At 48.8% G+C, this 22,682-nt stretch carries 23 protein-coding genes; 14 read left to right on the top strand and 9 right to left on the bottom strand.

Translation table 11 applies throughout. The features are described 5' to 3' along the window. Position 1 precedes the first annotated feature (1 nt). The 8 genes from COW15_RS07405 (at position 2) to COW15_RS07370 (ending at position 9,291) form a co-directional block, all read left to right on the top strand. Positions 2–2,455, top strand: coding sequence for an MMPL family transporter (locus tag COW15_RS07405; protein ID WP_293631372.1), 2,454 nt, complete (start codon positions 2–4; stop codon positions 2,453–2,455). A gap of 23 nt (positions 2,456–2,478) precedes the next feature. Further along, on the top strand, positions 2,479–3,768 hold the full coding sequence (locus COW15_RS07400) for an NAD(P)/FAD-dependent oxidoreductase (protein WP_293631370.1): 1,290 nt from the start codon (positions 2,479–2,481) through the stop codon (positions 3,766–3,768). A 4-nt stretch (positions 3,769–3,772) separates the two neighbouring features. Then, the gene (locus COW15_RS07395; RefSeq protein ID WP_293631368.1) at positions 3,773–4,570 is read left to right on the top strand and encodes a DUF3261 domain-containing protein; all 798 of its coding nucleotides are present in this window, start codon (positions 3,773–3,775) and stop codon (positions 4,568–4,570) included. Between the two features lie 48 nt (positions 4,571–4,618). Next, positions 4,619–5,818 carry a beta-ketoacyl-[acyl-carrier-protein] synthase family protein gene (locus COW15_RS07390; protein WP_293631366.1) on the top strand — a complete coding sequence of 400 codons (1,200 nt, stop codon included), beginning with the start codon at positions 4,619–4,621 and terminating at the stop codon, positions 5,816–5,818. Between the two features lie 4 nt (positions 5,819–5,822). Beyond that, entirely contained in the window at positions 5,823–6,356 is a 534-nt protein-coding gene (locus tag COW15_RS07385) for a hotdog family protein (protein ID WP_293631364.1), read from the top strand. 177 nt (positions 6,357–6,533) lie between these two features. Beyond that, on the top strand, positions 6,534–7,259 hold the full coding sequence (locus COW15_RS07380; protein WP_293631363.1) for a 3-ketoacyl-ACP reductase FabG2: 726 nt from the start codon (positions 6,534–6,536) through the stop codon (positions 7,257–7,259). Beyond that, positions 7,260–8,519 (top strand): beta-ketoacyl-ACP synthase, encoded by a 1,260-nt coding sequence (locus tag COW15_RS07375; protein WP_293631362.1) that lies wholly within the window; start codon positions 7,260–7,262, stop codon positions 8,517–8,519. Between the two features lie 28 nt (positions 8,520–8,547). Then, positions 8,548–9,291, top strand: a complete 744-nt coding sequence (locus tag COW15_RS07370; RefSeq protein WP_293631361.1) for a hypothetical protein — start codon at positions 8,548–8,550, stop codon at positions 9,289–9,291. Positions 9,292–9,622: 331 nt separating this feature from the next. On the opposite strand, the gene COW15_RS07365 is transcribed toward COW15_RS07370, so the two are convergent. Continuing rightward, the gene (locus COW15_RS07365; RefSeq protein WP_293631359.1) at positions 9,623–10,285 is read right to left on the bottom strand and encodes a hypothetical protein; all 663 of its coding nucleotides are present in this window, start codon (positions 10,283–10,285) and stop codon (positions 9,623–9,625) included. A 408-nt stretch (positions 10,286–10,693) separates the two neighbouring features. Here COW15_RS07365 and COW15_RS07360 point away from each other — a divergent pair, with 408 nt between their 5' ends. Continuing rightward, a complete protein-coding gene (locus tag COW15_RS07360) occupies positions 10,694–11,170 on the top strand; it encodes a GNAT family N-acetyltransferase (protein WP_293631357.1) in 477 nt (158 codons plus the stop codon). A 52-nt stretch (positions 11,171–11,222) separates the two neighbouring features. On the opposite strand, the gene COW15_RS07355 is transcribed toward COW15_RS07360, so the two are convergent. Then, a complete protein-coding gene (locus COW15_RS07355) occupies positions 11,223–12,410 on the bottom strand; it encodes a benzoate/H(+) symporter BenE family transporter (RefSeq protein ID WP_293631356.1) in 1,188 nt (395 codons plus the stop codon). A gap of 162 nt (positions 12,411–12,572) precedes the next feature. On the opposite strand from COW15_RS07355, the gene COW15_RS07350 reads away from it, so the two are divergent. Further along, a complete protein-coding gene (locus COW15_RS07350) occupies positions 12,573–13,151 on the top strand; it encodes an XRE family transcriptional regulator (protein ID WP_293631354.1) in 579 nt (192 codons plus the stop codon). 41 nt (positions 13,152–13,192) lie between these two features. Next, on the top strand, positions 13,193–13,519 hold the full coding sequence (locus COW15_RS07345) for a rhodanese-like domain-containing protein (protein WP_293631352.1): 327 nt from the start codon (positions 13,193–13,195) through the stop codon (positions 13,517–13,519). A 71-nt stretch (positions 13,520–13,590) separates the two neighbouring features. Here the strand turns inward: COW15_RS07345 and azoR are convergent, their stop codons facing one another. The 6 genes from azoR to COW15_RS07315 all read right to left on the bottom strand — a co-directional run bounded on the left by azoR (position 13,591) and on the right by COW15_RS07315 (position 17,862). Continuing rightward, positions 13,591–14,187 (bottom strand): FMN-dependent NADH-azoreductase, encoded by a 597-nt coding sequence (gene azoR / locus COW15_RS07340; RefSeq protein WP_293631350.1) that lies wholly within the window; start codon positions 14,185–14,187, stop codon positions 13,591–13,593. A 133-nt stretch (positions 14,188–14,320) separates the two neighbouring features. Then, positions 14,321–14,758, bottom strand: a complete 438-nt coding sequence (locus COW15_RS07335) for a thioesterase domain-containing protein (RefSeq protein ID WP_293631349.1) — start codon at positions 14,756–14,758, stop codon at positions 14,321–14,323. A gap of 97 nt (positions 14,759–14,855) precedes the next feature. After that, positions 14,856–15,293: a D-aminoacyl-tRNA deacylase gene (gene dtd, locus COW15_RS07330; protein WP_293631347.1), complete on the bottom strand. Its 438-nt coding sequence runs from the start codon at positions 15,291–15,293 to the stop codon at positions 14,856–14,858. A gap of 16 nt (positions 15,294–15,309) precedes the next feature. After that, positions 15,310–15,909, bottom strand: a complete 600-nt coding sequence (locus COW15_RS07325) for a hypothetical protein (protein ID WP_293631345.1) — start codon at positions 15,907–15,909, stop codon at positions 15,310–15,312. After that, entirely contained in the window at positions 15,906–16,862 is a 957-nt protein-coding gene (locus COW15_RS07320) for an alpha/beta fold hydrolase (protein WP_293631344.1), read from the bottom strand. Before COW15_RS07320 ends, COW15_RS07325 begins: the two co-directional genes overlap by 4 nt. Before the next feature lie 22 nt (positions 16,863–16,884). After that, positions 16,885–17,862: a virulence factor BrkB family protein gene (locus COW15_RS07315; RefSeq protein WP_293631343.1), complete on the bottom strand. Its 978-nt coding sequence runs from the start codon at positions 17,860–17,862 to the stop codon at positions 16,885–16,887. Positions 17,863–17,943: 81 nt separating this feature from the next. Here COW15_RS07315 and COW15_RS07310 point away from each other — a divergent pair, with 81 nt between their 5' ends. The 3 genes from COW15_RS07310 (at position 17,944) to COW15_RS07300 (ending at position 20,379) form a co-directional block, all read left to right on the top strand. Beyond that, a complete protein-coding gene (locus COW15_RS07310) occupies positions 17,944–18,165 on the top strand; it encodes a hypothetical protein (RefSeq protein WP_198781351.1) in 222 nt (73 codons plus the stop codon). Positions 18,166–18,194: 29 nt separating this feature from the next. Beyond that, entirely contained in the window at positions 18,195–18,848 is a 654-nt protein-coding gene (locus tag COW15_RS07305; RefSeq protein WP_293631342.1) for a DUF2959 domain-containing protein, read from the top strand. A 316-nt stretch (positions 18,849–19,164) separates the two neighbouring features. Beyond that, the gene (locus COW15_RS07300) at positions 19,165–20,379 is read left to right on the top strand and encodes a 4Fe-4S binding protein (RefSeq protein ID WP_293631340.1); all 1,215 of its coding nucleotides are present in this window, start codon (positions 19,165–19,167) and stop codon (positions 20,377–20,379) included. 271 nt (positions 20,380–20,650) lie between these two features. Here COW15_RS07300 and typA read toward each other — a convergent pair whose 3' ends face one another. Beyond that, positions 20,651–22,462: a translational GTPase TypA gene (gene typA / locus COW15_RS07295; RefSeq protein WP_293631338.1), complete on the bottom strand. Its 1,812-nt coding sequence runs from the start codon at positions 22,460–22,462 to the stop codon at positions 20,651–20,653. Positions 22,463–22,682 lie beyond the last annotated feature (220 nt).

Below are 22,682 nucleotides of genomic sequence, written 5' to 3'. Positions count from 1 at the left end.
CATGGCCGCCAACTTCGCCGCGCGCGCCAATCAAGCGCTAATGCAATCATCCCCCAAGTGGCGCCTCGCCATTTGGTCGCTATTGATGCTCTCTGCCAGTCTGTGGACGCTGCAACTCTGGCAAAGTGGTGCACGGGTGCAGAGCGATATTCTCGCCATGCTGCCGCATTTACAGCAGGACAAACTCACAGAGCGCGCCCTTAACCAAGTTGAAGCCACGCTCGCCGATCGAGTCTATATTGCGCTCGTCGCCAAGGATGAAACCACGGCAATCGCTGCGGCTAAGCTGTTGATGCAAAAGCTTGAAACTGACCTTGCTACTACTGGCAGAAATGCTGCACTCACAGAGATTCGCAGCGCCGATATGCAGCTCGGCGAAGCGTTGGGGCAATACTATTTCCCCCACAGATTTAAATTACTGACTGCGCCGCAAGCCGAAGCGTTAGCAACGAAAGACATTGGAAATCTGATTGAGGCGGCCACAGCGCAGCTTTACAACGCCTTTAGTTACGCCAATAGCAACTTGCTCGCCCAAGATCCGCTGCTGTTATTCCCCGCCAATTTACTCGCCCTCACGCCGAGTTCAAAAGTCAGAGCCAGCCAAGGTATTCTGCTGGCTAATCGAGGCGATAATGTCGCTGCGGTTGTTATGGCAAAGGGGCGAGAAAGCGCTTTTAATCCCAATGCGCAATTAGCGCAGATAACGGTATTAACCCAAGGATTGGATGCGGTTAAACAAAGCTATCCCGATATCAATGTGCTTAAGGCTGGCGCTCTGTTTCACGCGATTGCGGCGACGCAAATGGCTAAGAGTGAAATCTCGATCCTTGGTCTTGCATCCCTACTTGGGGTGATTGCCTTAGTCTGGTTGGCGTTTCGTTCTGTGATGCCGCTACTGTTGGCAATCGTCACCATTTCCAGCGGGCTGTTGCTGGCGGTGACTTTTACCTTAAGCGTGTTTGGCGAGCTGCATTTACTCACCTTAGTGTTTGGCACTAGCTTGATTGGCATTGCCATCGACTACAGCTTTCATTTTTACTGCGAGCGCTTAAGCGATAGCGAGCGGAGCGCAAAGGCCACGGTGGCGTATATCTTCCCAACGGTGACGCTTGCCTTTATCACTAGCGCTTTGGCTTATGTGGGCATAGGTTTAGCGCCATTTCCCGGCATGCAGCAAGTGGCGATTTTCTGCGCCGCGGGGCTGTTTGGGGCCTATCTCACCCTCATTCTCGCCTACCCACTGTTAGCGGGAAGTCGCTTGCCATCGGGCTCCCGCCCATTAGCGCTCGCGGGGACTTACCTTGCTAATTTAACTAAGTTATCCAACAAATTGACCACGCCGTTAGGCATGGGCCTATTTGCTTCGGTGATAGTGGTGTGGTGTCTGATTGGCGTAACAAAGTTAACCGTCGATGACGATATTCGCCATTTGCAGCAAAGCCCAGCGAGCGTGACTGAGCCAGAAAACCTGCTACGCCAGTTACTCAGCGGCGGCACAGATAATCAATTCTTATTGGTACGTGCCGCGAGCGAAGAAGCGTTGCTGCAACAGCTTGAGCGAGTGTCGCCACTGCTGGATGCCGCTATCGCCAATCAAGAGTTAGGCAACTATGTCAGCCTCAGCCGGTATCTGCCCAGCCAGCAAAGGCAAGACACGGCTTACCGCTTACAGGGCGAACTCTATCAAACTCAGCTAGATACTGTGCTCACGGGCCTTGGGTTGGATGAGAACTTAAAGCCAGAACTGCAAGCCGCCTATTTGGCCGCGAAAACAGAGTACATCACGCCAGCAGCATTCTTTAAGCTAGAGGCAGGCAAGCAACTCGCACCGCTATGGCTCGCGCCGAATGACAAAGCCACCGATTATGATGCTGATCAGGGTGCAATAGTCCTCCTTGGCGGCATTCAGCAGATCGATGCGCTTAAGGCGCGCTTTGCCGAGGATGAAAGCGTACAGCTTATCGATAAAGTCGCGGATATTTCTGCCGTCATGGGTCATTACCGACTGTTAACCCTAAAGCTGTTAGCCCTTGCACTCGGCATCGCACTCTTGTTGTTTAGCCTGAATTTCGGCATTAAAAAAGCCGCGGTTGTGGTTGCAGTCCCAGCCCTTGCAGCCTTGCTAACGCTCGCAACCTTAGGCTTAACGGGCTCGCCGCTGAGTCTGTTCCATGCACTCGCACTCATTTTAGTGTTCGGGATTGGCATAGATTACAGCTTGTTTTTTGCCTCAGCCCAGAACCACGGCAAGGCAGTGATGATGGCGGTGTTTATGTCCGCCTGCTCGACCCTGTTGGCCTTTGGTTTACTTGCTTTTAGCCAGACCCAAGCGATTCACTACTTTGGCTTAACCCTGTCGCTGGGCATAGGCTTTACCTTTTTACTTTCGCCGTTGATTTTGACTACAACGCAGGCTTTAACCAACAATCAGCTTCTAACGACTAAAAAGTCCTGAAAACGACAAGGAACGTACTTTACATGCCTACACCCGCTCACGATTTATCGGTTATGCCAAATTCACTTGATGTCGATGTGGCCATTATCGGCGCAGGGCCTTCGGGCGCCATCGCCGCCAGCTTGTTACACCAACAAGGCAAGCGTGTGCTGGTGTTAGAGAAACAGCATTTTCCTCGCTTCTCCATCGGCGAAAGTTTACTGCCCTGCTGCATGCAATTTATCGAAGAAGCCGGCATGTTAGAGACGCTCAATGCCGCCGGATTCCAGCATAAAAATGGCGCCGCCTTTCGTCGCAATGGCACTTATACGACCTTCGATTTTACCGATAAATTTACCCCAGGGCCGGGCACCACATTCCAAGTGCAGCGCGCCAGTTTCGATAAACTGTTAGCCGATACCGCCCAAAGCCAAGGGGTCGACATCCGCTACGGCGAAACGGTCGAGGCGATCGATTTAACCGAGAACCCACGCTTAACGGTGCACAATGAACAGGGCGAGCTTTATCAAATCAATGCCCAATATGTGCTCGATGCCAGCGGGTTTGGGCGCGTGTTACCCCGCTTGCTCAACTTAGAAAGTCCGTCTTGCCTGCCACCACGCAGCGCCATCTTTACCCATGTGGAAGACAACATCAGCGATGCTAACTTCGATCGTAATAAGATTTTGATCAGCGTCCACCCTGAGCATAAAGACATTTGGTACTGGCTCATTCCCTTTAGCAATGGCCGCTGTTCACTCGGCGTGGTTGCCGAGCCACAATTACTTGCGCGTTTACAGGGTTCGCTTGAGCAACAACTGATGAGCATAGTCAACGAAGAACCGGGACTAAAAGCCCTACTGGCAAAGGCGAAAGTGGTACAGGAATGCGCCACACTCAAAGGTTATTCCGCCAATGTGTCACGCCTTGCGACCGACAAGTTCGCGCTATTGGGTAATGCGGGCGAGTTCCTCGATCCGGTTTTTTCCTCCGGTGTGACTATCGCTATGCAATCGGCGTCTATGGCGGCAAAATGCCTAACGAAACAACTCAATGGCGAAGCGGTTGACTGGCAAGCCGATTACTCAACGCCTTTGATGCAGGGGGTGAATGCCTTTCGCACCTATGTGCAAGCTTGGTATGATGGCCGCTTTCAGGACGTGATCTTCTATGAAGCACCGAACGAGCGTATCAAGCAGATGATTTGCTCTATTCTGGCGGGTTATGCTTGGGATACGAATAATCCCTTCGTTAAAGACTCGGAGCGCCGCCTGAATATGATAGTCGAACTGTGCCGAAATCCAGCCGCCACTCCAGCATTCGCAGAGGTCTAACCGCATGCCGCTAAACCTTAACACTCAATGGCGAATGATCCTCCTGCTGCTCGCAAGCCTTGGGCTGACGGGCTGTAGCGAACTGCTGTTCAGACAGACCTGTGTCGGGCTCGCTAAGGATATGCGTTATTGTTTGGCTCCACTGCCCCATAACTTTGCTCCCACGACCGATAGGCCGTTGACTCAGCCAAGGATAAAGTCCACGACCAAACCCGCGACTGAGCCTACAACTAAGCCCGCCATCATGGCGAGTCAGCAAACCGACAGCAATACGGGCGTATCTTCCCCCCAGTCCTTTAGCCAAAAAGTCAGTATTAAAGTGGGTAAAGAGTCCCACGAACTGCTCACTCAGTTGGAGTTAGAGGGCGAGCGCATGACGCTCGTGGGTTTAGCGCCACTCGGACAGGCGTTGTTTACCTTAGTTTATGATGGGAATACACTCAGCAGTGAGCAAAGTGTGCTGCTGGGGGACAATTTTAAAGCCGAATATTTAATGGCGATGATGCAACTGATCTATTGGCCCGAGCAGAGCATTCGCGCCCATTTGGAAGGTGGCCATTTAGTCACTGGTCTTTGTGATACGGTTGGGGGGAATCAGAACGACACGCTTGAAGGCACCCGAATGAACACAATCCCCTGTCGCCAGATCTATAGCCAAGATACCTTGATCAGTAAAAGTGAACAGCAAACCCATGTGGTGCAAATCCGTTATCAACAAGATGTCGGCGATGCCCTATGGCAAGCCCACATCAGCTTAACTATGCCACAGGCCAAGTTTGAGCTAGAAATCGAACCTATTTAACCTTTTAACACCCGCACTTCACTGTGCCATGGTAAAAAACGATACGCAATGATGAACAGAGTAGCCATTACACAAATTGGACTGTGTACCCCGCTAGGGCAAGATCCCCAGCAGGTTTTAGACCGCCTGATCGCGGGCGATACCAGCGCGATGCAGCGCAGTGACACACTCCTGTTCGAGCACCCAACCTTAGTTGCGCCAGTGACGGCTGCGCTACCGGCGATTCCTGAAAAACTCATCCAGTTCGATTGCCGCAATAACCAGTTACTGCTGTGCGCGGCGCAGCAAATTGCCGCCACGGTTGAGCAAGCTAAACGGGATTTTGGCCATGCCCGCATTGGCGTTGTGCTAGGCACTAGCACTTCAGGGATTTCTAAGGGTGAAGCGGCACTTGCGTATCGAAATGAACACGGCCACTTTCCGGCGGGTTACCACTATTTCCAGCAGGAGCTAGGCAGCACTAGCGACTTTTTGCGTCAATATTTTGAGCTAGATGGCCCTTGCTACACGATTTCAACCGCCTGCTCCTCCAGCGCCAAAGTCTTTGCCAGTGCCAAACGCCTATTACAGGCTAACCTCTGCGATATGGTGATTGTTGGTGGTGTCGACAGTTTGTGCCAACTCACAGTCAATGGTTTTAATGCTTTGGAATCCGTGTCCAAAGGCCACTGCAATCCTTTTAGTATCAACCGTGATGGCATCAATATCGGCGAAGGCGCAGCCTTATTTGTACTGACGTTGGGCGAGTCTGATGTGATGCTGGCGGGCATTGGTGAGTCGAGCGATGCCCACCATATTTCGGCGCCACACCCCGAAGGCGCAGGCGCAATCACCGCCATGCAAGCGGCTTTGCAAGATGCAAATATTGCAGCACAAGACATTGGTTACATTAACTTGCACGGCACAGCCACACCCAAAAATGATGCGATGGAAAGCCGCGCTGTGGTTGAAGTGTTTGGCGTTAACACGCCGCCCTGTAGCTCGACCAAACCCTTAGTCGGCCACACCTTAGGCGCCGCTGGCGCAATCGAAGCCGCCTTCTGCTACTTATTACTTTCGGCACATAATCGCGACCAAGCCCTGCCGCCCCATCAATGGGACGGCCAAGTCGATCCACAGGATCCGCCCATAGCCTTAGTCGAACGTCATCGAGTCACCGCCAAAGGCGCACTTAATTATGTGATGAGCAATTCCTTCGCCTTTGGCGGCAGCAATGCCAGCCTGATTTTTTGCCGTAACGAGGCCTAGTACCATGCAGTTACTTAAAATTAACCAACCCTTTGCCGAACAAGATATTGCCGACTTTATTCCCCATAGGGCACCGATGATTTTGCTCGATAAAGTCATTGGCTATCGCCGTGATAACCTAGAGACCGAAGTCACTATCACAACCCAGAGCCCCTATTTCGACGCTAAACATCAAGCCGTACCCAATTATGTAGGCATCGAATATATGGCCCAAAGTATTGCCGCACTGGCCGGAGTAGAAGCTAAGCTGCGCAATGATAAAATCCGCGTCGGTTTTCTATTGGGCTCGCGTAAATTAGCGCTCCATGTCAAACAATATGAACTCGGGCGCACCTATCGCACTCAGGTGAATCGCCTCTATCAAGAGGAGTCGGGATTAGCGGTATTCGATTGCCAGATTTATCTGCTGCCCGAAGCCGGGAGCGATCAAGAGAAAATCTTAGTCGCCACAGCGAATGTGAATGTGTTCCAACCTCAAGACACGCAAGCCTACCTTGCTGGCAATCAAGAAGTAGCCAATAGAAGCCTTGGGCACTGACTTAGACACTAATATCGAGGCAATACTGAGAGCATGCTGAGACCATACAATCGCAGCAAACTGAATTAGCCTGTCGATAAAAAACGTTACATTAAGCGTATTAGCAAACAGCTTCTTACCATAAATACATGAAGCCCCATACCGACTCCTAAAGATAAAATGGGGTGGAGAAAACAAATGAATAACAGAGTATTAGTCACAGGTTCGAGCCGCGGCATAGGCAAAGCCATCGCCCTAAAACTCGCCGCTGCAGGCTTAGATATCGCCCTGCATTACCACAGCAACCAAACGGCAGCCGATGACACTGCCGCGCAAATCCGCGCGCTTGGGGTGAATGTGAGCCTGCTAAAATTTGATGTTGCCGAACGCGCAACCGTTAAAGCCGCCATCGAAGCCGACATCGAGGCCAATGGTGCCTATTACGGCGTGATCCTCAATGCGGGCATCAACCGCGATACCGCCTTTCCTGCTATGACAGAAAGTGAGTGGGACAGCGTCATCCACACTAACTTAGACGGCTTTTATAATGTCATCCATCCCTGCGTGATGCCTATGGTACAAGGCCGCAAAGGCGGGCGTATCATCACCTTAGCCTCAGTTTCTGGGATCGCGGGCAACCGTGGCCAAGTGAATTACAGCGCCTCCAAAGCGGGTATTATCGGCGCGACTAAGGCATTGTCATTAGAACTGGCAAAACGCAAAATTACCGTCAACTGTATCGCCCCAGGCTTGATAGAAACCGACATGGTGGCCGATATTCCTAAGGACATGGTCGAGCAATTAGTGCCAATGCGCCGCATGGGTAAACCGAGTGAAATCGCAGCCTTAGCCGCATTTTTAATGTCTGACGATGCCGCCTATATCACCCGCCAAGTGATATCGGTCAATGGAGGCATGATCTAAATGAGCGAGGCGACAAATCAAACCCGCTTGGGTAAACGAGTGGTCATCACTGGCATTGGCGGCATTACCGCCCTAGGCCATGATTGGCCGACCATTGCGACAAGCCTTAAGACGCAGAAAAACTGCGTCGTCACTATGGGCGAATGGGATAGATACGACGGCCTCAACACCCGTTTAGCCGCGCCCATTACAGACTTTGAAGTGCCAAGCCATTATTCGCGCAAGAAAATTCGTTCCATGGGCAAGGTTTCTATTATGGCAACTCGCGCCAGCGAACTGGCATTAATCGATGCGGGATTGTTGGATGACCCTATCGTGTCCTCGGGTGAAATGGGCATCGCCTATGGTTCATCCACGGGCAGTACCGATCCTATTACCGCCTTTGGCGATATGCTGAAAACCGGCGATATGTCGGGCGTCACTGCAACGAGTTATATCCGCATGATGGCGCACACCACAGCGGTGAACGTTGGCGTGTTCTTCGGCTTAAAAGGCCGAATTCACACCACGAGCAGCGCCTGTACCTCGGGGAGCCAAGGCATAGGTTACGCCTATGAAGCGATCAAATACGGTCAGCAAACCTTAATGTTGGCGGGCGGCGGCGAAGAACTCTGCCCCACCGAAGCCGTGGTGTTCGATACCCTGTTTGCCACCAGCACTAAAAACACCACACCCGAACTCACGCCACGCCCCTTCGATGCAGATCGCGATGGCCTCGTCATTGGCGAAGGCGCCTGTACCCTAGTGCTCGAAGAGCTAGAACACGCTAAGGCGCGTGGTGCAAAAATTTATGCTGAGCTAGTCGGTTTTGGCACAAATTCCGACGGTCAACACGTCACTCAACCGAATGCGCAGACCATGGAGATCGCCATCAGATTGGCCCTCAAAGATGCGCAGCTTGAGCCTAGCGCCATAGGTTATGTGAACGCCCACGGCACAGCGACCGACCGTGGTGATATCGCCGAGAGTCACGCGACCCACGCGGTATTTGGCACTAACATGCCGATTTCATCCCTAAAAAGCTACACGGGCCACACCTTAGGTGCATGCGGCGCGTTAGAAGCTTGGGTGAGTATTGAGATGATGAATGCTGGCTGGTTTGCGCCAACACTCAATCTTGAGAATATCGACCCACAATGCGCCGATTTGGACTATATCCGTAACGAACCGCGCCCAATCGATACAGATTATGTGATGAGTAATAATTTCGCCTTTGGCGGTATTAATACCTCGCTGATTTTTAAACGCTGGACTAGATAACACCTAAAACCCACATAAGGACATAGCAATGAAACCACTGTTTGCAGGGATGCTGCTGAGCATCAGTTTATTAACCGCACCACTGTTTGCCAAAGAATACACGGTAGAAACCTATCAAGAAGTCTTTAAGGGCGACAACGAATTTAAGCAGAAGCAAGCCATCGAATCCTTAACCCTTGCAGGTTTATCCGATCCTGCGATATACGATGTGCTCGAAGCAAAGCTCCTCGCCTCTTTACCCCAAGCGACTGAAAAAAATGCCATCGACTACAGTGCTTGGTTAGTCAAAGGCTTAGCCTACTCGGGTAACGACAAGTACAGCGAAACAATTAACAGTATTGTGAATGGCAACTATCACAAAAAACTCAAAAAATACGCATCTCAAGCCAATGAAAATCTAGCGCAATATAAAAAGTGGAATGCCATTCTTGGGGATAAAAGCCAATATGCTGCCGACCAAAATCAGCAAAATAATGCCTTTGCCAATGCACTACACAGCGATGATTTAGAGTTAATGCGACTGGCGGCTAAACGCATTATGGATGACCGCCAGTACGATGACTTTATCCTAGCCGTACTCAGTAACGAATTGAAAACACCACGCTTAATGGCCGATGACAAACTCGCCATCGATACCTATGCCAACATGGCCAAAGCCCTAGCAAGTTCAGGCAACGCAGATTACCGCGACGTGATTGAGAATATTGCGACCACAAGTTCGAACCGAAAACTGCAAAAATACGCAGCAAGCTACCTGAAGAAATTCTACTAAACCAGCCCGTTTCACGCTGAATCGAGCAAATCATGGCCGAGCTTACTCGGCCATTTTTATATTTGCTTCGACAGTTTTGCGTTTGGAGAAAGGAAATTAACAGTGGGTGGATTAGAGAACAGTTTAGAGAGCTCATTCCATCGCATTGATATAAAAAGTGTTAAAAAATAGTACTGAGCGATCTGTCACTTCAGCGGTTTGGATCTTAGTGTTTGCTGGTACCCCACTCATACAGGCTGACCATTTAAGCATAATTTTTCGTCAGATTAGAATAAAAATATTTCACATATCCCTTATCAAATATCAATGTTTATTAAGAGCCTATAACGCTCTAATCCGCCGCACCGCTATTTGGCGTCGGATGCATTTGCTTGCTAGCAGTGCCTTTAACTTGACTAACAGTTAACAGTGCCACCAAGAAAATTAGCGCGAGAATATCTACCCCAATATATTGAGTAGGTGAGATCCCTGTGAACTTCAAAAAAGAAAATCCAGGGGAAAATGATGCAGAAAAACCAAACTGAACATCATTAGTCCAGTCTATGTAAAGATAGATGGCACCTAACCCTGAATAAGCCGTTTTAACCGAACCAATAGCCAAGCTAGGAACTTGAATCAATTGGTTTAGAACAGAAACCCAATATTTGTCATACATTTCATTTATTGCGGTATAACCAGCGACTGCGTTCAATGCGATCGCGATAATTGCTATTGAAGAGTTTAACATGGTCGCTGAACCATCAATAACTAACAGTATGAGCATGAACAGTACGACTACAGCAGCAGTCAGTTGGAAATAGCCGATAATTTTTACTCTGTTTTCTGCAATCGAAAATGCCTGTTGCTCTTGCTGCTGTGAATACTCATCTATCTTGTCTTTCCTAATATCTAGCTCTGCAATTAACGCCTGATAGTTTGGCGAATCTGATGATATGTGTGACCTTACGTCGAGCAGCTCCTCGACAGAATATGTAGAATAATCAACGGTATTCATAACTTTCCTTGTACTGCTAACATTTTAATATTTATGTGCTGTTTACTGGACATAAATCGCTTGAGCAGTATTTTACCTGTACGTCTCGTTAAACCTAAACAAAAATATACTAGGATTTGACCTTCTATGACAAACTTCTTTAAACATGACAGTAAGTTATCAACGCTATCGCATCAAGTTCAACACTTTGTTGGACAAAAAACGCAGAAGAAAACAGTGCTTTTTGCTGCAAAAATTTAGCGATAAGTATCGAGTAAAATAAGGCAATTTAAAACTCCTCAGAGATGACTTCGTTAATGGCTTAAGATTTGCTTATCCACTGCGGCGCAATTGCAAACAGATAACAAAGCGATGACGCCATTATGGATAAGCCAAAATAATAGGGACCGATCTGCCATGAGACTCACCATGAAAGCCACCATAAGAGCCATGAAAATCATCCTAGATGACCTTAAAGGGCCTGAAATAGCGGCATTGCTGCAGGAACACCTCGACGATATGCGGGCAACCTCTCCGCCTGAAAGCGTTCACGCATTAGATCTTGACGGCCTGCGGCAACCCAATATTCGCTTTTGGATCCTATGGGATGGCAACAATTTAGCGGGTTGCGGTGCACTAAAATGGTTAGATGCCGAGCACGCCGAGATCAAATCCATGCGCACCGCCGCGCCCTATAAGCAGCAAGGTATAGCGTCTAAAATATTGCAGCACTTAATTAACGATGCCAAAACCGCTGGTGTCAAACGCCTCAGTCTAGAGACAGGTTCGATGGACTTCTTCAATCCCGCCCGCCTGCTCTACTGCAAATTTGGTTTTGAAATTTGCGGCCCCTTCGACACCTATCAACTCGATCCCAATAGCGTGTTTATGACGAAGAAAATCTAAAACACATGCGCCTTAGTCTTTGAAATTCATCTCTAAGGCGCTTTTGCTGCAGTTAAGTATTCGCTCGCTTAACTACTGATGCAGTTCTGTGCCCGTTCCACCAATGGATGATAAACCCAAGCAACAGCCCCCAAAATGCGCTGCCGATACCCAGTACACTAAAACCCGATGCCGTGACCAAGAAAGTGATCACCGCAACTTCACGATCTTCGGTTTTAGCTAATGCAGCGGTCAGACTATTGGCGATAGTGCCGAGTAACGCTAATCCGGCGATGGCCAGTACTAATTCCTTCGGGAAAGCGGAAAACAGACCAACCACAGTGGCGCCGAGTAAACCTGTGATAAAGTAAAACACGCCGCCCCATACTGCCGCCCAGTAACGGGTCGCCGAATTCGGGTCCGCTTCTTTACCCATGCAAATAGCCGCTGTGATGGCGGATAAGTTAAAGGCAAAACCGCCAAAGGGCGCCAGAATTACCCCGATTAGCCCTGTACTGGTGATCAAAGGTGAGATGGGCGGCCTATAGCCATTACCATGCAGCGCAGCAACGCCCGGCATATTTTGCGAGGCCATAGTCACCACAAACAGCGGCAGAGCCACGCCAATCACACTCGCCAGCGAAAACTCAGGCGTGGTCCACACTGGCATCGCCAGTTGCAACTGAACCGCATCTAACTTAAGCAAATCTAATTGAAAGCTCATGCCTATGCCCACCAGCAAGGTCAGCAAGATGATGTAGCGCGGCGCAAAAGGCTTAACGACGACAAACACCAGCAGCATGATCAATATCAGACTCAGCTGAGTTTGCATCGCCTGAAATAGCCCGAGGCCAAATTGCAGCAGAATCCCCGCCAACATAGCGGAAGCCACCGACTGCGGCATGATACGGATAAGCTTATCCATCCAGCCCGCCACGCCGCAAAGGGTGATTAACAGAGAGCTCACCAGAAACGCGCCTATGGCCTGGTTGACGCTTAATCCTGCTAAGCTAGTCACCATCAGCGCGGCGCCCGGTGTCGACCAAGCCGTTAGAATAGGATTCTTGTAGTAAAGCGATAACCCTATGCTGGTCACGCCCATGCCCACACCTAAAGCCCACAGCCACGAACTGATCTGTGCCGGTGTCGCCCCCACGGCCGCCGCCGCTTGGAAGATAATCACAGCCGAGCTGCTATAACCCACTAATACCGCAATAAAACCCGCTGATATTTTTGACAAACTCCCTGCCTCTCGCCACATATCCACTCCCTTCCTCTGCAATTAGTGTCGCCACCGCTTTGTGCGCTATAACTTATAAAATGAACAAGATAGCTTTTGTGCGCTATAACGTACGAGATGGACAAGATAGCACCTGTGCGTTATAACGTACAACTAAATTTTCATAAAAATGATGGGGCCATTGTGCAGACGATAAACAGCTATCTCGCCACCACGCTTAAAGCACTTCGCAACCAAAAGGGATGGAGTTTAGATAAAGCCGCCCAAGAGACGGGCGTTAGTAAGGCCATGATAGGACAAATCGAGCGCGGTGAATCAAGCCCAACCATTGCAACCCTGTGGAAAATAGCCAGTGGATTCAATATCTCGCTGTCGACCTTTCTCGAACCCACGCCCCAGAGCCAAGGCGCAGTATTCCGTAAGCCAGACGAGTTACGCCAACAACCCGCCACCGACGGCATGTTAGTCGCCTCACTGTTTCCCTTTGAAGACCGTTTCGGTTTTGAGATGTTTGAACTCACGCTACTGCCACACTATGAGCGGCTTTCTGAGCCCCATGAAACTGGTGTGACTGAGCATGTGATTGTCTTGAGCGGTACTATGGAAGTGTTAGTCGATGGACAGTGGCAAACGCTCAAACAAGGTGAAGCGGTACGATTTGCGGCCGACAAACCCCATGGCTATCGCAATCTCAACGACCAAGCCGTGGTCTTCCACGATTTAATTCACTATCTGCCACGCTTGCACTCGCCAACCCATTAGAATAAACTTATTGAAACTTTTCTAATGGTAGGAGCAATGCTATGTTTCAATCTTTACTGGCAAAATTATCCGGCAGCCACTCGGGCGAGAAATGCTGGCAATTGATTGAGCAAGGTGCGCAGGTGATAGATGTGCGTTCGCCAGAGGAATTTGCCTCGGGGCATCTTCCCCAAGCCATTAATGTACCGCTGCCAACGCTCGACCAATGGTTGCACCAAGTCGACAATAAACAGCATCCCTTCGTGCTCTACTGCGGTGCAGGCATTCGAGCGCAAAAGGGTTGCGATATCCTCAAGGCCAATGGTTTTGAATGCGTTATCAATGGCGGTTCACTCAAGGATCTTGTTTGCTGCCAGCCAACCCGATAGCGAGCAACCCAGCTAACAACCGTAAAAAATGCCAGCATCTTAGCTGGCATTTTAGTTAAACGCTTTAAATATTAAGCCGTTAATAAATCGATACTTTCCTTCGCTTCGCGAATGCCATTTTGATTGGCTTCTGGCCCCATATTCAATGCTTCAGCGTAAATCACTTCAACGTTTGTGATACCAATAAAGGCCAAGAAGGTTTTTAAATAAGGCACTATATGGTCCGTTGGGCTGTTTTTATGGGCGCCGCCACGGGTAGTGATCAATACCGCACGTTTACCTTCGACTAATCCCTTTGGACCATTTTCAGTGTAAGTAAAAGTCACACCGGCGCGGGCCACAAAGTCGATCCAGTTTTTAAGTTGGGTCGGAATGTTGAAGTTATACATAGGCGCGGTGATCACAATAGTGTCGTTCGCTTTTAACTCTTCCACTAAGGCGTTAGAGAGATCGAGCATCTCTTGCTGGCGTGGAGTTAAATCGGCACCGCCACGCAAACCAGAAGCGATTTCACCATCAACCATAGGCAGCACATCTTTACCGCCTAAGTCGCGGATTGTGATGGTCGCGCCTTGGTCTTCCCATTTACCGATCAGGTGGTCAACTAATAAGGCAGATTGTGAATAACCGCCAAGAATACTGGATTTTAACACTAAGACTTTAGACATAATCTGCTCCGACAATAATTAACGACTGAGAGTCAGACGAATGTTCTCGACTCTATGGCGCTAGTTTATTAGCCCATAAAAAAGAAAAAAAGCGGATAAAATTTGAGATTACATTCGATTTTTTAGAAATGTTTTACGCTTTCGGGGTGCTAACGTAGAGGCCCTCAAAGACAGCACAGAGCTTGGCCTCACAAAAGAGTTGAACCTCAAGCCTCACTTTCACCCTTCTCCCCCGCTGTAATGGGCTCAAATCGGTATCGGGCCAGCGCACTTTAACCTCGGGCGACTGGGTCACGGGTGCCATATAACGGATATGAGCATCCGCTAATACTATGTCACCCTCAACACTAAGCATTTGCTGTTGCAGCCACACCATGCCCCAGCCCGTCAGTGTCATTAGGGTATATATACTGCCAGCAAACATGGTTTGATGCAGGTTAAGATTAGGCATAATGGGTGCTGTGGTAGAAAACTCACCCCCGGAGAAATTGAGCGGCCTTATCTGCATAAACTCACTGACGGGAATAGTGCTGTGCCATGTTTGACATAATTTAGTCAGTAATTCATCCATATATTCTCCCATTACCGTGATTTTCCATTCAATAGGTTTTGCCATAAGACTAAGGGAGATTAAAGACTCTCCTTAACTTACAGCCTCTTAGCTCAAATTATACCTGCAAGTTAAAGGTGACTGGGCCGTCATTCACTAGCTCTACTTTCATATCGGCACCAAACTGCCCTGTTTCGGTTATGACTCCCTTGGCACGACAAAAGGCGACAAACTCTTCATACAAGCCTAAGGCTTGCTCTGGTGTGCCAGCGCCGGAGAAGCTCGGCCTAAGGCCACGGCCCGTATCGGCGGCCAAGGTAAATTGCGACACGACTAACAAAGATCCACCGACTTGCTCTAAGTTAAGGTTCATCTTGCCATTTTCATCGCCAAACACGCGATAGCTCATCACCTTAGTCGCCAGTTTTTCCATCTTCTCCCGGGTATCTTCACGTTCGACACCAAGAAGGACTAATAAGCCTTTATCGATTGCGCCTATGGTTTGATTATCGACAACCACGCTGGCGCGGCTCACTCTTTGAATTAGGGCGATCACAGGGTTTCCTTTTAGATTAAGACTTAGCAGGCTGAATGAGTGGAATGGGGCGAATATATTGGTCTATACCTTCGGGGAGAGACATGGCAATTTGTGTTAGACCCGAGTTAGTCCACAGCATAAAGCGGCGCAGCTCTTCGATCTCAACACTGTCGGCGAAGGTGACTACGCCCTGGACTTGGATAACAGCGCCCTGCTCGAGCAAAATAAATTTAGCAAAATTAAGCTTGGCATTAAGCTCGCCTATTATTGCGGGTAATTCTTGGCTGGCCTGTAACTGTGGATGTACCGCATAGAAACGGTTCATTAAAATACGATCGATCCCCGTGGCATTCATGCTCGGCTCCAGCATAAACTGGTTATCACCGAATTGAACTGCCACCTTATCCGATGCCACCTTGGTCGCCAAATAATTTGCATTGAGTAGAGTATAATACAAGGCATCGGCGGCCAAATCATTGCTCAGCCCCGCCAAATGTACAACCTTAGGAGCCACTGGTGCCTGCTTTTCAAGTGGTTCAGTTTCAATGGATTGAGTCGGCACAGCCAAGGCCGAAGGGGTGGCGCTGCAGGCACTTAAACCCAAAACACCTATGATGAGCAATAATGATTTCATGCTAACTCCTGTCGGTTTATCCACGACCACATGCCCTGGATTTCGAGTGTGACGGCGAGGAATAAAATCTCACTACTGAGCGAATGTCCTCCCTCGACAATAGTGCGAATTTCGATGTTATGCTCTCCCACCTCGGCCACAAACTCATTTAAGAGCATAGCGGGACACACGGCATCCTGCGTGCCTTGTAATAGCAGAGTACGTGCAGCGACCTTAGATGTCACCTGCTGCAACATACTGAGCGTATTGAAGTAATTATTTATCGCATAGTGTAACTCAATTTTAGCGAGTGCTAATAACTCAGGGGATAAGCGTTGAGGCAATACACTCTTTGCGCCCGCGAGCGTGAGTTCCCAGCGGATCCAGCGGCGTGCAAATTGATGGCGCACAGCCTTATCGGCGGCATTAACCCCTTGTCGATAGCGCTCAAAAATAGACTGCTCCGGCGAGGCGTTATCACAAAAATCCCGATAGGCCTGGGGATGCAAGCGGGCAGCACCAGAGCCACCATAGAGCCATTCAATCCCTGCCGCCGATGGGATAAAGAGCGCCCATAACACCTGTGCTATGACCCTTTGGGGAAATAAGCCGCTATAAATGAGGGCGAGTGTAGCGCCAAATGAACCACCAGCCAAACACCAGCGTTCAATATTGAGGGCAATGCGAATGGTTTCGATATCACGGATAAGCCCATTGAGGTGGTTATGCTGTAACTCACCCGCAGGCAAAGATTGCCCTGCACCACGTTGATCTAACAATAAAATCCAATAATGATCGCCATTAAATAAAGCAAGTTCGCTGGTATCGACTCCCGCACCTGGGCCACCGTGTAGATATAGTAAGGGGATCCCATGGGGATCCCCATATTGCGCTAAATGCAGCCGTTGGCCATCGCCAACATTAAACCAATCACGGCGAATAAAAGGCGGAAAAGCGTGGGAGTTATGGGTCATAGCCTAGTCTATACCGCTAAGATCATTCTGGTTTTACACCGGTATTGTCGCTAATTTGCTGTTTATTCAGTGTAGTAGAATCTGTCTCATTGACCTGTTCCGTGCCTGCTAAAGGTTGGCCATCTAGATTGGTCTCCTTCGCATCCGAACTCGATTCATAATCCAAATATTCGGGCATAGCCGCGGTAATTTCAGCGCCGAGTAACACTATCATCCACGACAAATACACCCATACAAACACGATAGGAATCGTGGCCAAAGCACCATAAATGGCCTCATAGCTTGGAAATTGAGTCACATACAAGGCAAAGGCTTTTTTACCTAATTCGAATAGCAGCGCCGCCACTATCGCACCTAAGAGTGCGTGCAAAAACTTCACCTTCTGATTGGGCACCACCATATACAACAGCAAAAATGCCGCCACGGAAAACAACATAGGTAGACGCTCAATAAAAACAGGCACCATCCCCGACAGGGCCTGATCTTCAAAGACCTTTAAGGATACGACATAGGAAGTCGCCACCAAACTCGCCCCCACCAAGACAGGGCCTAAGGTGATCACCATCCAATACATGGAAAATGCGACCACCACGGAGCGCTTCTCTTTGGTGCGCCAGATATTATTGAGGGACTTATCGATAGCGGATATCAGCATAATGGCGACCACCACTAAAGCGGCAATCCCGACAGCTGTGCCCTTAGAAGCATTGCCTACAAATTCATTGATATAGACTTGCACTGTATCGCCGGCCGCGGGCAAAAAGTTTTCGTAAACAAAACTTTCTATCTGGCCACGAATACCCTTAAATACCGGAAAGGCCGATAACATAGACATAGTCACTGCGACCAGAGGCACGAGTGACAATAGCGTGACATAGGCTAAGTGTCCGGCACGGATATTGATTTGATCCTCGACCAATCTTTGTCTTAAATGCAGCAGGAAGTGCCAGATCCCGAGGAATAGGACGCGAATTTGTGCCAGTTCTATCTTCTTAGTCACGGGTTTCTCTTGATTCTGTTGGTATAGACTCGTTATCTTCGTACAATAAACACTTAATTTACAAGTCTAAGGAGTGAATTGATGTCGCAACAAGGATCCGCTGGCAATGTTATCGCCGCTATCGCCAGTCTATTTTTTCCAGGATTAGGCCAACTGCTGCAGGGCAGAATCATGGCAGCACTGCTATTTTTTGTGATTACCGTGGTCGGTTATGCCCTCTGGTGGTTGATTGTCCCCGCCGTAATAGGGGCGATTTTTCATCTGTGGAGCATTATCGATGCGGCGCGGTTTAAGGCCGATTAATGTCATTTCACTCAGCAACGGAACCCCCAATGAAAAGATTGCTCACCTCTAGCCTGATTGCCACCAGCCTTTTACTGACAGGCTGTCAAACTGCCTATTACGGCGCGATGGAAAAAGTCGGTTACCATAAACGCGACATTATGGTTGACAGAGTCAAAGACGCTAAAGAATCCCAAGAGGACGCCCAAAAGGAGTTCAGTTCGGCCCTCGAAGAGATGCAAGCGCTACTTAACCACGATGGCGGCAGCCTCGAAAAGGCCTACAATAAGGCCAAAGATGAGTATGAATCGGCCCAAAGCGCCGCAGATAATGTCAGCAACCGCATTAACAAAGTGGAAGATGTCGCCGAAGCTTTGTTTGATGAGTGGCAAGCTGAAATCGGCGAGATCAGCAAAGCTAACCTGCGTAGGAATAGCGAAACTAAATTGAAGGAAACCCGCCGTGCCTATCAGCAACTGATAAAAAGCATGCGCCGCGCCGAATCCAAAATGCCCCCTATCCTCACCGCCATGAAAGACAATATGCTGTATTTAAAGCATAACTTGAACGCCCAAGCCATTGGTGCGATCAAAGGTGAATTTGCGAGTCTACAAACGGATATCTCGGGCCTCATCAAAGAGATGAATAAGTCGATCAACGAGTCGAACAAGTTTATCGAAGCCCTAGAGAACTCAAAGGGTTAATACTGTTTAGCCAACTCAAAAAAGCTGTTAATTCAGCCATTCAAATCTGAATTAACAGCTTAGCCCTGATACTTAACGCCCATTTTATCAGCACTTTAACGAGTCGCAATGGCGGTTTTGCTGTTGATTTTACCTTCCCTGCATTCCAGCTTTCTCTTGTGCAAGGCTAAGATCTTTGGCTTTGTGAGCTATGGCGCGCTTTAGTGTGACCATTCAATAAATCTTGGATCTACCGCACAAATTCACTTTAGGCTCAAAAACTTATCCCACAAAGATAGCTCAGATTGAATACGTGTATTCTATTTGCAGTATTAATATGACCTTTATTGAATCCCTTACCCTAATGCTAGCCCTGATGTATATCGCCTCCCTGAGCTATTGGAGCGGTAAAAAGTGGGGGGCGCTGGCCACTCTACTACTGAGTTTCACAGCCGTGGCTGTCAGCCTGTATTGGCCACTGGCATTGGCCCTCCTCATCGCCCTGCCCTTCAGCCTAATTGCCCATAAGTTAGCGCCGATGGAGTTTAAAGCCGAGATAAAAATCAATACCCTACGCGAGGCCTGCCAACATCTGCTCGCACTTTCACTCTTCTTAGTCGCTATCCAATACAGCATCAACGCCATACAGCTTAAGCAGGGAGTAACCCCTTGGTTAATGCGTCCCGATGTAGGCGATGCCTTCTTACCCATAGCGGGTGGTATTGAATTAAAAGCCATTATTAGCCTGAACTTATGGGATCAAACCCACCCCGCAGCGGCGGTATTGCTCGCAGCGGTATTGCTCACAGGTTTACTCTGCAAGCGAGCCTTTTGCGGCTGGGCCTGCCCTTTAGGTCTGGCTGGGGAATATTTATATGCCCTAAGAAAGCGCTTTATCAAGGCAGAATTAGCCCCACCAGCCTGGCTAGATTGGCCACTGCGCATGCTTAAATATCTGTTATTACTGGCACTTTGTTATATTGTTATCGGCATGCCGAGCGAGTCCATTCCCTATTATCTGCAGGGCAATTATCACAAGATTGCCGACTTGAAGATGGCGTTATTCTTTGTCACCCCAGGGCTGATTACCTTAGTGTGCTTTGGCCTTATCCTCGCCTTAGCAGCATGGCGACGCCAAGGTTTTTGCCGCTATTTGTGCCCCTACGGCGCCATGCTTGGGCTGTTAAGTTTCGCCAGTCCACTTAAAATCCGCCGCAATACCCAGCACTGCCTGATCGAAGCGAAAGGGATGAAGTGCGACAAATGCACCCGTGCCTGTCCTGCGAATATTATTGTGCACACCCAAAGCACGGTTCGCAGCGATGAATGCCAGGCCTGTATGCGCTGCGTTGCTGCTTGTCCTAAGTCCGCCGCGCTCAGCTTTAGCCTCAAATCGGGTCGCAGATTAAGCCACAAAGGACTGTTAACCTTGATGCTACTGGCCTTATTTGCCCTGCCACTGATCAGTTATTTAGGCGGATTCTGGCATAGCCAAACACCGGATAGTATTCGAATGGAACTTATCCAAATGATTGATAGGGTTGGCCATTAGCATAAAGAAGCACAGCTATTTGCACCTATAAACTTAGGCTTAGGGTTCTGGAGTATAAAATTTAGACTAACTACTTTTAATTCGATTGGTATAAAGCGAGTTTTATAGCTTGCACCAATCTGTTTTTGAGATTAGTGACACAGGGTCGCTTTTAGTCGAACTCTACCTATTAATCTTTGCCAACCAGATAAGAAGGCAAAAAAGCCCCGCTGAGGAAACTCAGCGGGGCTTTTTATTAACAGAACGGCTGGTATTTCAGCCGCAACCATCATTAACCGCGGTTATTGCGCTTACGATCGTTTTCGGTCAAGTGTCTCTTACGAACACGAATGCTCTTAGGTGTTACTTCAACCAATTCGTCATCATCGATGAACTCAAGCGCTTGCTCAAGCGTCATTGTGATTGGCGTAGTCAGTACTTGCGCTTCGTCAGTACCAGAGGCACGCATGTTGGTCAGCTGCTTACCTTTCAAACAGTTAACTGTTAGATCGTTTGAGCGAGCGTGGATACCAACCACTTGGCCTTCGTATACTTCGGCGGCATGACCGATAAAGAGACGACCGCGGTCCTGTAGACCAAACAGTGCGAAGGTCAGAGCCTTACCCGTTGCGTTAGAGATCAATACACCGTTAGCGCGTTGACCAATATCGCCACCTTTATGTGGACCGTAATGGTCGAACGAGTGGTAGATTAAACCTGTACCTGAAGTCGCAGTTAAGAACTCAGTTTGGAAACCGATTAAGCCACGGCTTGGGATGATGAAGTCGATACGTACACGACCTTTACCATCAAGCTGCATATCTTTCATTTCAGCTTTACGGGTACCCAGCTTCTCGATCACTGTGCCTTGATCTTCTTCTTCAACGTCAACAGTTAATGTTTCGAATGGTTCACACAGTTCGCCATCGATGGTTTTCAGAATAACTTCTGGACGTGATACCGCTAATTCATAACCTTCACGACGCATGTTTTCGATCAGGATAGATAAGTGTAATTCACCACGGCCCGATACGCGGAAGCGATCTGGGCTATCGGTTTCTTCAACACGCAGTGCCACGTTGTGGACTAATTCCTGTTGCAGACGCTCAAGAATATTACGTGAAGTTACATACTTACCTTCTTTACCTGCGAAAGGTGAAGTGTTGACTTGGAAAGTCATGGTCAGTGTAGGCTCATCAACTGACAGGGGTGGCATAGCTTCAACATTACCAGCTGCACACACAGTGTCAGAAATCTTAAGCTCACCTAAGCCAGTAATCGCAACGATGTCGCCGGCGTTAGCAACTTCAACTTCGGTACGCTCTAGACCCATGTAACCTAATACTTGGCCCATTTTACCGTTACGCGTCTTACCATCGGCACCGATGATAGTCACTTGTTGGTTAGTTTTGATGCTACCACGGTTGATACGACCCACACCGATAACACCGACGTATGAGTTGTAATCCAGCTGTGAAATTTGCATCTGGAACGCGCCATCGGCGTCAGCATCTGGGAAAGAGACTTTTTCAACGATAGTTTGGAACAGTGGCGTCATATCTTCACTGACGACATCTGGATCTAAAGTTGCAAAACCGTTTAACGCAGAGGCGTAAACGATTGGGAAATCTAATTGCTCGTCGGTCGCACCTAAGTTGTCGAACAGGTCAAACACTTGGTCGATAACCCAATCAGGGCGCGCACCGGGACGGTCAATCTTGTTAATAACAACGATTGGCTTTAGGCCTTGGGCGAACGCTTTCTTGGTTACGAAGCGAGTCTGTGGCATTGGACCATCAACGGCATCAACCAGCAATAATACTGAGTCAACCATAGACAGAACACGCTCAACCTCACCACCGAAGTCGGCGTGGCCTGGGGTATCAACGATGTTAATGCGGTAATCGTTCCACTTGATGGCAGTATTCTTTGCCAGAATCGTGATCCCACGTTCCTTCTCAAGATCGTTGGAGTCCATCACCCGCTCAGTAGCTTCTCCCCGGGTTGCAAGGGTTCCTGATTGCGACAGCAACTTGTCTACCAGGGTCGTTTTGCCATGGTCAACGTGTGCAATAATGGCGATGTTACGTAAATTCTCTAGCACGGATAAACCTCTTACCATCAAACAAAAATAGGGATATTACAATATTCGTTATAGCAATCTACGTTGAGTCGCCATAAAAAAGCGTGCCATTCTACTCCAGAGCGGCCTTGGCGCACAGGATTATTTTTGAACACTTATAAAACAATGTGCCTTGACGCACCGCTAACGCACCAATAATACCAATCGTATTAAATATCTGTTCATTCAGCGGGAGTTCAAC

The sequence above is a fragment of the Shewanella sp. CG12_big_fil_rev_8_21_14_0_65_47_15 genome (genome assembly GCF_002783505.1).
In the GTDB taxonomy this organism is placed as follows: Bacteria; Pseudomonadota; Gammaproteobacteria; order Enterobacterales; family Shewanellaceae; genus Shewanella.
The sequence above is the reverse complement of the archived record's forward strand: the minus strand, read 5'-3'. Positions and strand labels throughout refer to the sequence as shown.

Bases quoted from the DNA above. Each gene is read 5' to 3' on its own strand.
- COW15_RS07405 (WP_293631372.1), top strand. From the start codon at position 2: ATGGCCGCCAACTTCGCCGCGCGCGCCAATCAAGCGCTAATGCAATCA.
- COW15_RS07390 (WP_293631366.1), top strand. From the start codon at position 4,619: ATGATGAACAGAGTAGCCATTACACAAATTGGACTGTGTACCCCGCTA.
- COW15_RS07395 (WP_293631368.1), top strand. From the start codon at position 3,773: ATGCCGCTAAACCTTAACACTCAATGGCGAATGATCCTCCTGCTGCTC.
- COW15_RS07380 (WP_293631363.1), top strand. From the start codon at position 6,534: ATGAATAACAGAGTATTAGTCACAGGTTCGAGCCGCGGCATAGGCAAA.
- COW15_RS07305 (WP_293631342.1), top strand. From the start codon at position 18,195: ATGAAAAGATTGCTCACCTCTAGCCTGATTGCCACCAGCCTTTTACTG.
- COW15_RS07370 (WP_293631361.1), top strand. From the start codon at position 8,548: ATGAAACCACTGTTTGCAGGGATGCTGCTGAGCATCAGTTTATTAACC.
- COW15_RS07375 (WP_293631362.1), top strand. From the start codon at position 7,260: ATGAGCGAGGCGACAAATCAAACCCGCTTGGGTAAACGAGTGGTCATC.
- COW15_RS07345 (WP_293631352.1), top strand. From the start codon at position 13,193: ATGTTTCAATCTTTACTGGCAAAATTATCCGGCAGCCACTCGGGCGAG.
- COW15_RS07300 (WP_293631340.1), top strand. From the start codon at position 19,165: ATGACCTTTATTGAATCCCTTACCCTAATGCTAGCCCTGATGTATATC.
- COW15_RS07335 (WP_293631349.1), bottom strand. From the start codon at position 14,758: ATGGATGAATTACTGACTAAATTATGTCAAACATGGCACAGCACTATT.
- COW15_RS07325 (WP_293631345.1), bottom strand. From the start codon at position 15,909: ATGAAATCATTATTGCTCATCATAGGTGTTTTGGGTTTAAGTGCCTGC.
- COW15_RS07310 (WP_198781351.1), top strand. From the start codon at position 17,944: ATGTCGCAACAAGGATCCGCTGGCAATGTTATCGCCGCTATCGCCAGT.
- COW15_RS07320 (WP_293631344.1), bottom strand. From the start codon at position 16,862: ATGACCCATAACTCCCACGCTTTTCCGCCTTTTATTCGCCGTGATTGG.
- COW15_RS07400 (WP_293631370.1), top strand. From the start codon at position 2,479: ATGCCTACACCCGCTCACGATTTATCGGTTATGCCAAATTCACTTGAT.
- COW15_RS07365 (WP_293631359.1), bottom strand. From the start codon at position 10,285: ATGAATACCGTTGATTATTCTACATATTCTGTCGAGGAGCTGCTCGAC.
- COW15_RS07360 (WP_293631357.1), top strand. From the start codon at position 10,694: ATGAAAGCCACCATAAGAGCCATGAAAATCATCCTAGATGACCTTAAA.
- azoR (WP_293631350.1), bottom strand. From the start codon at position 14,187: ATGTCTAAAGTCTTAGTGTTAAAATCCAGTATTCTTGGCGGTTATTCA.
- COW15_RS07385 (WP_293631364.1), top strand. From the start codon at position 5,823: ATGCAGTTACTTAAAATTAACCAACCCTTTGCCGAACAAGATATTGCC.
- COW15_RS07355 (WP_293631356.1), bottom strand. From the start codon at position 12,410: ATGTGGCGAGAGGCAGGGAGTTTGTCAAAAATATCAGCGGGTTTTATT.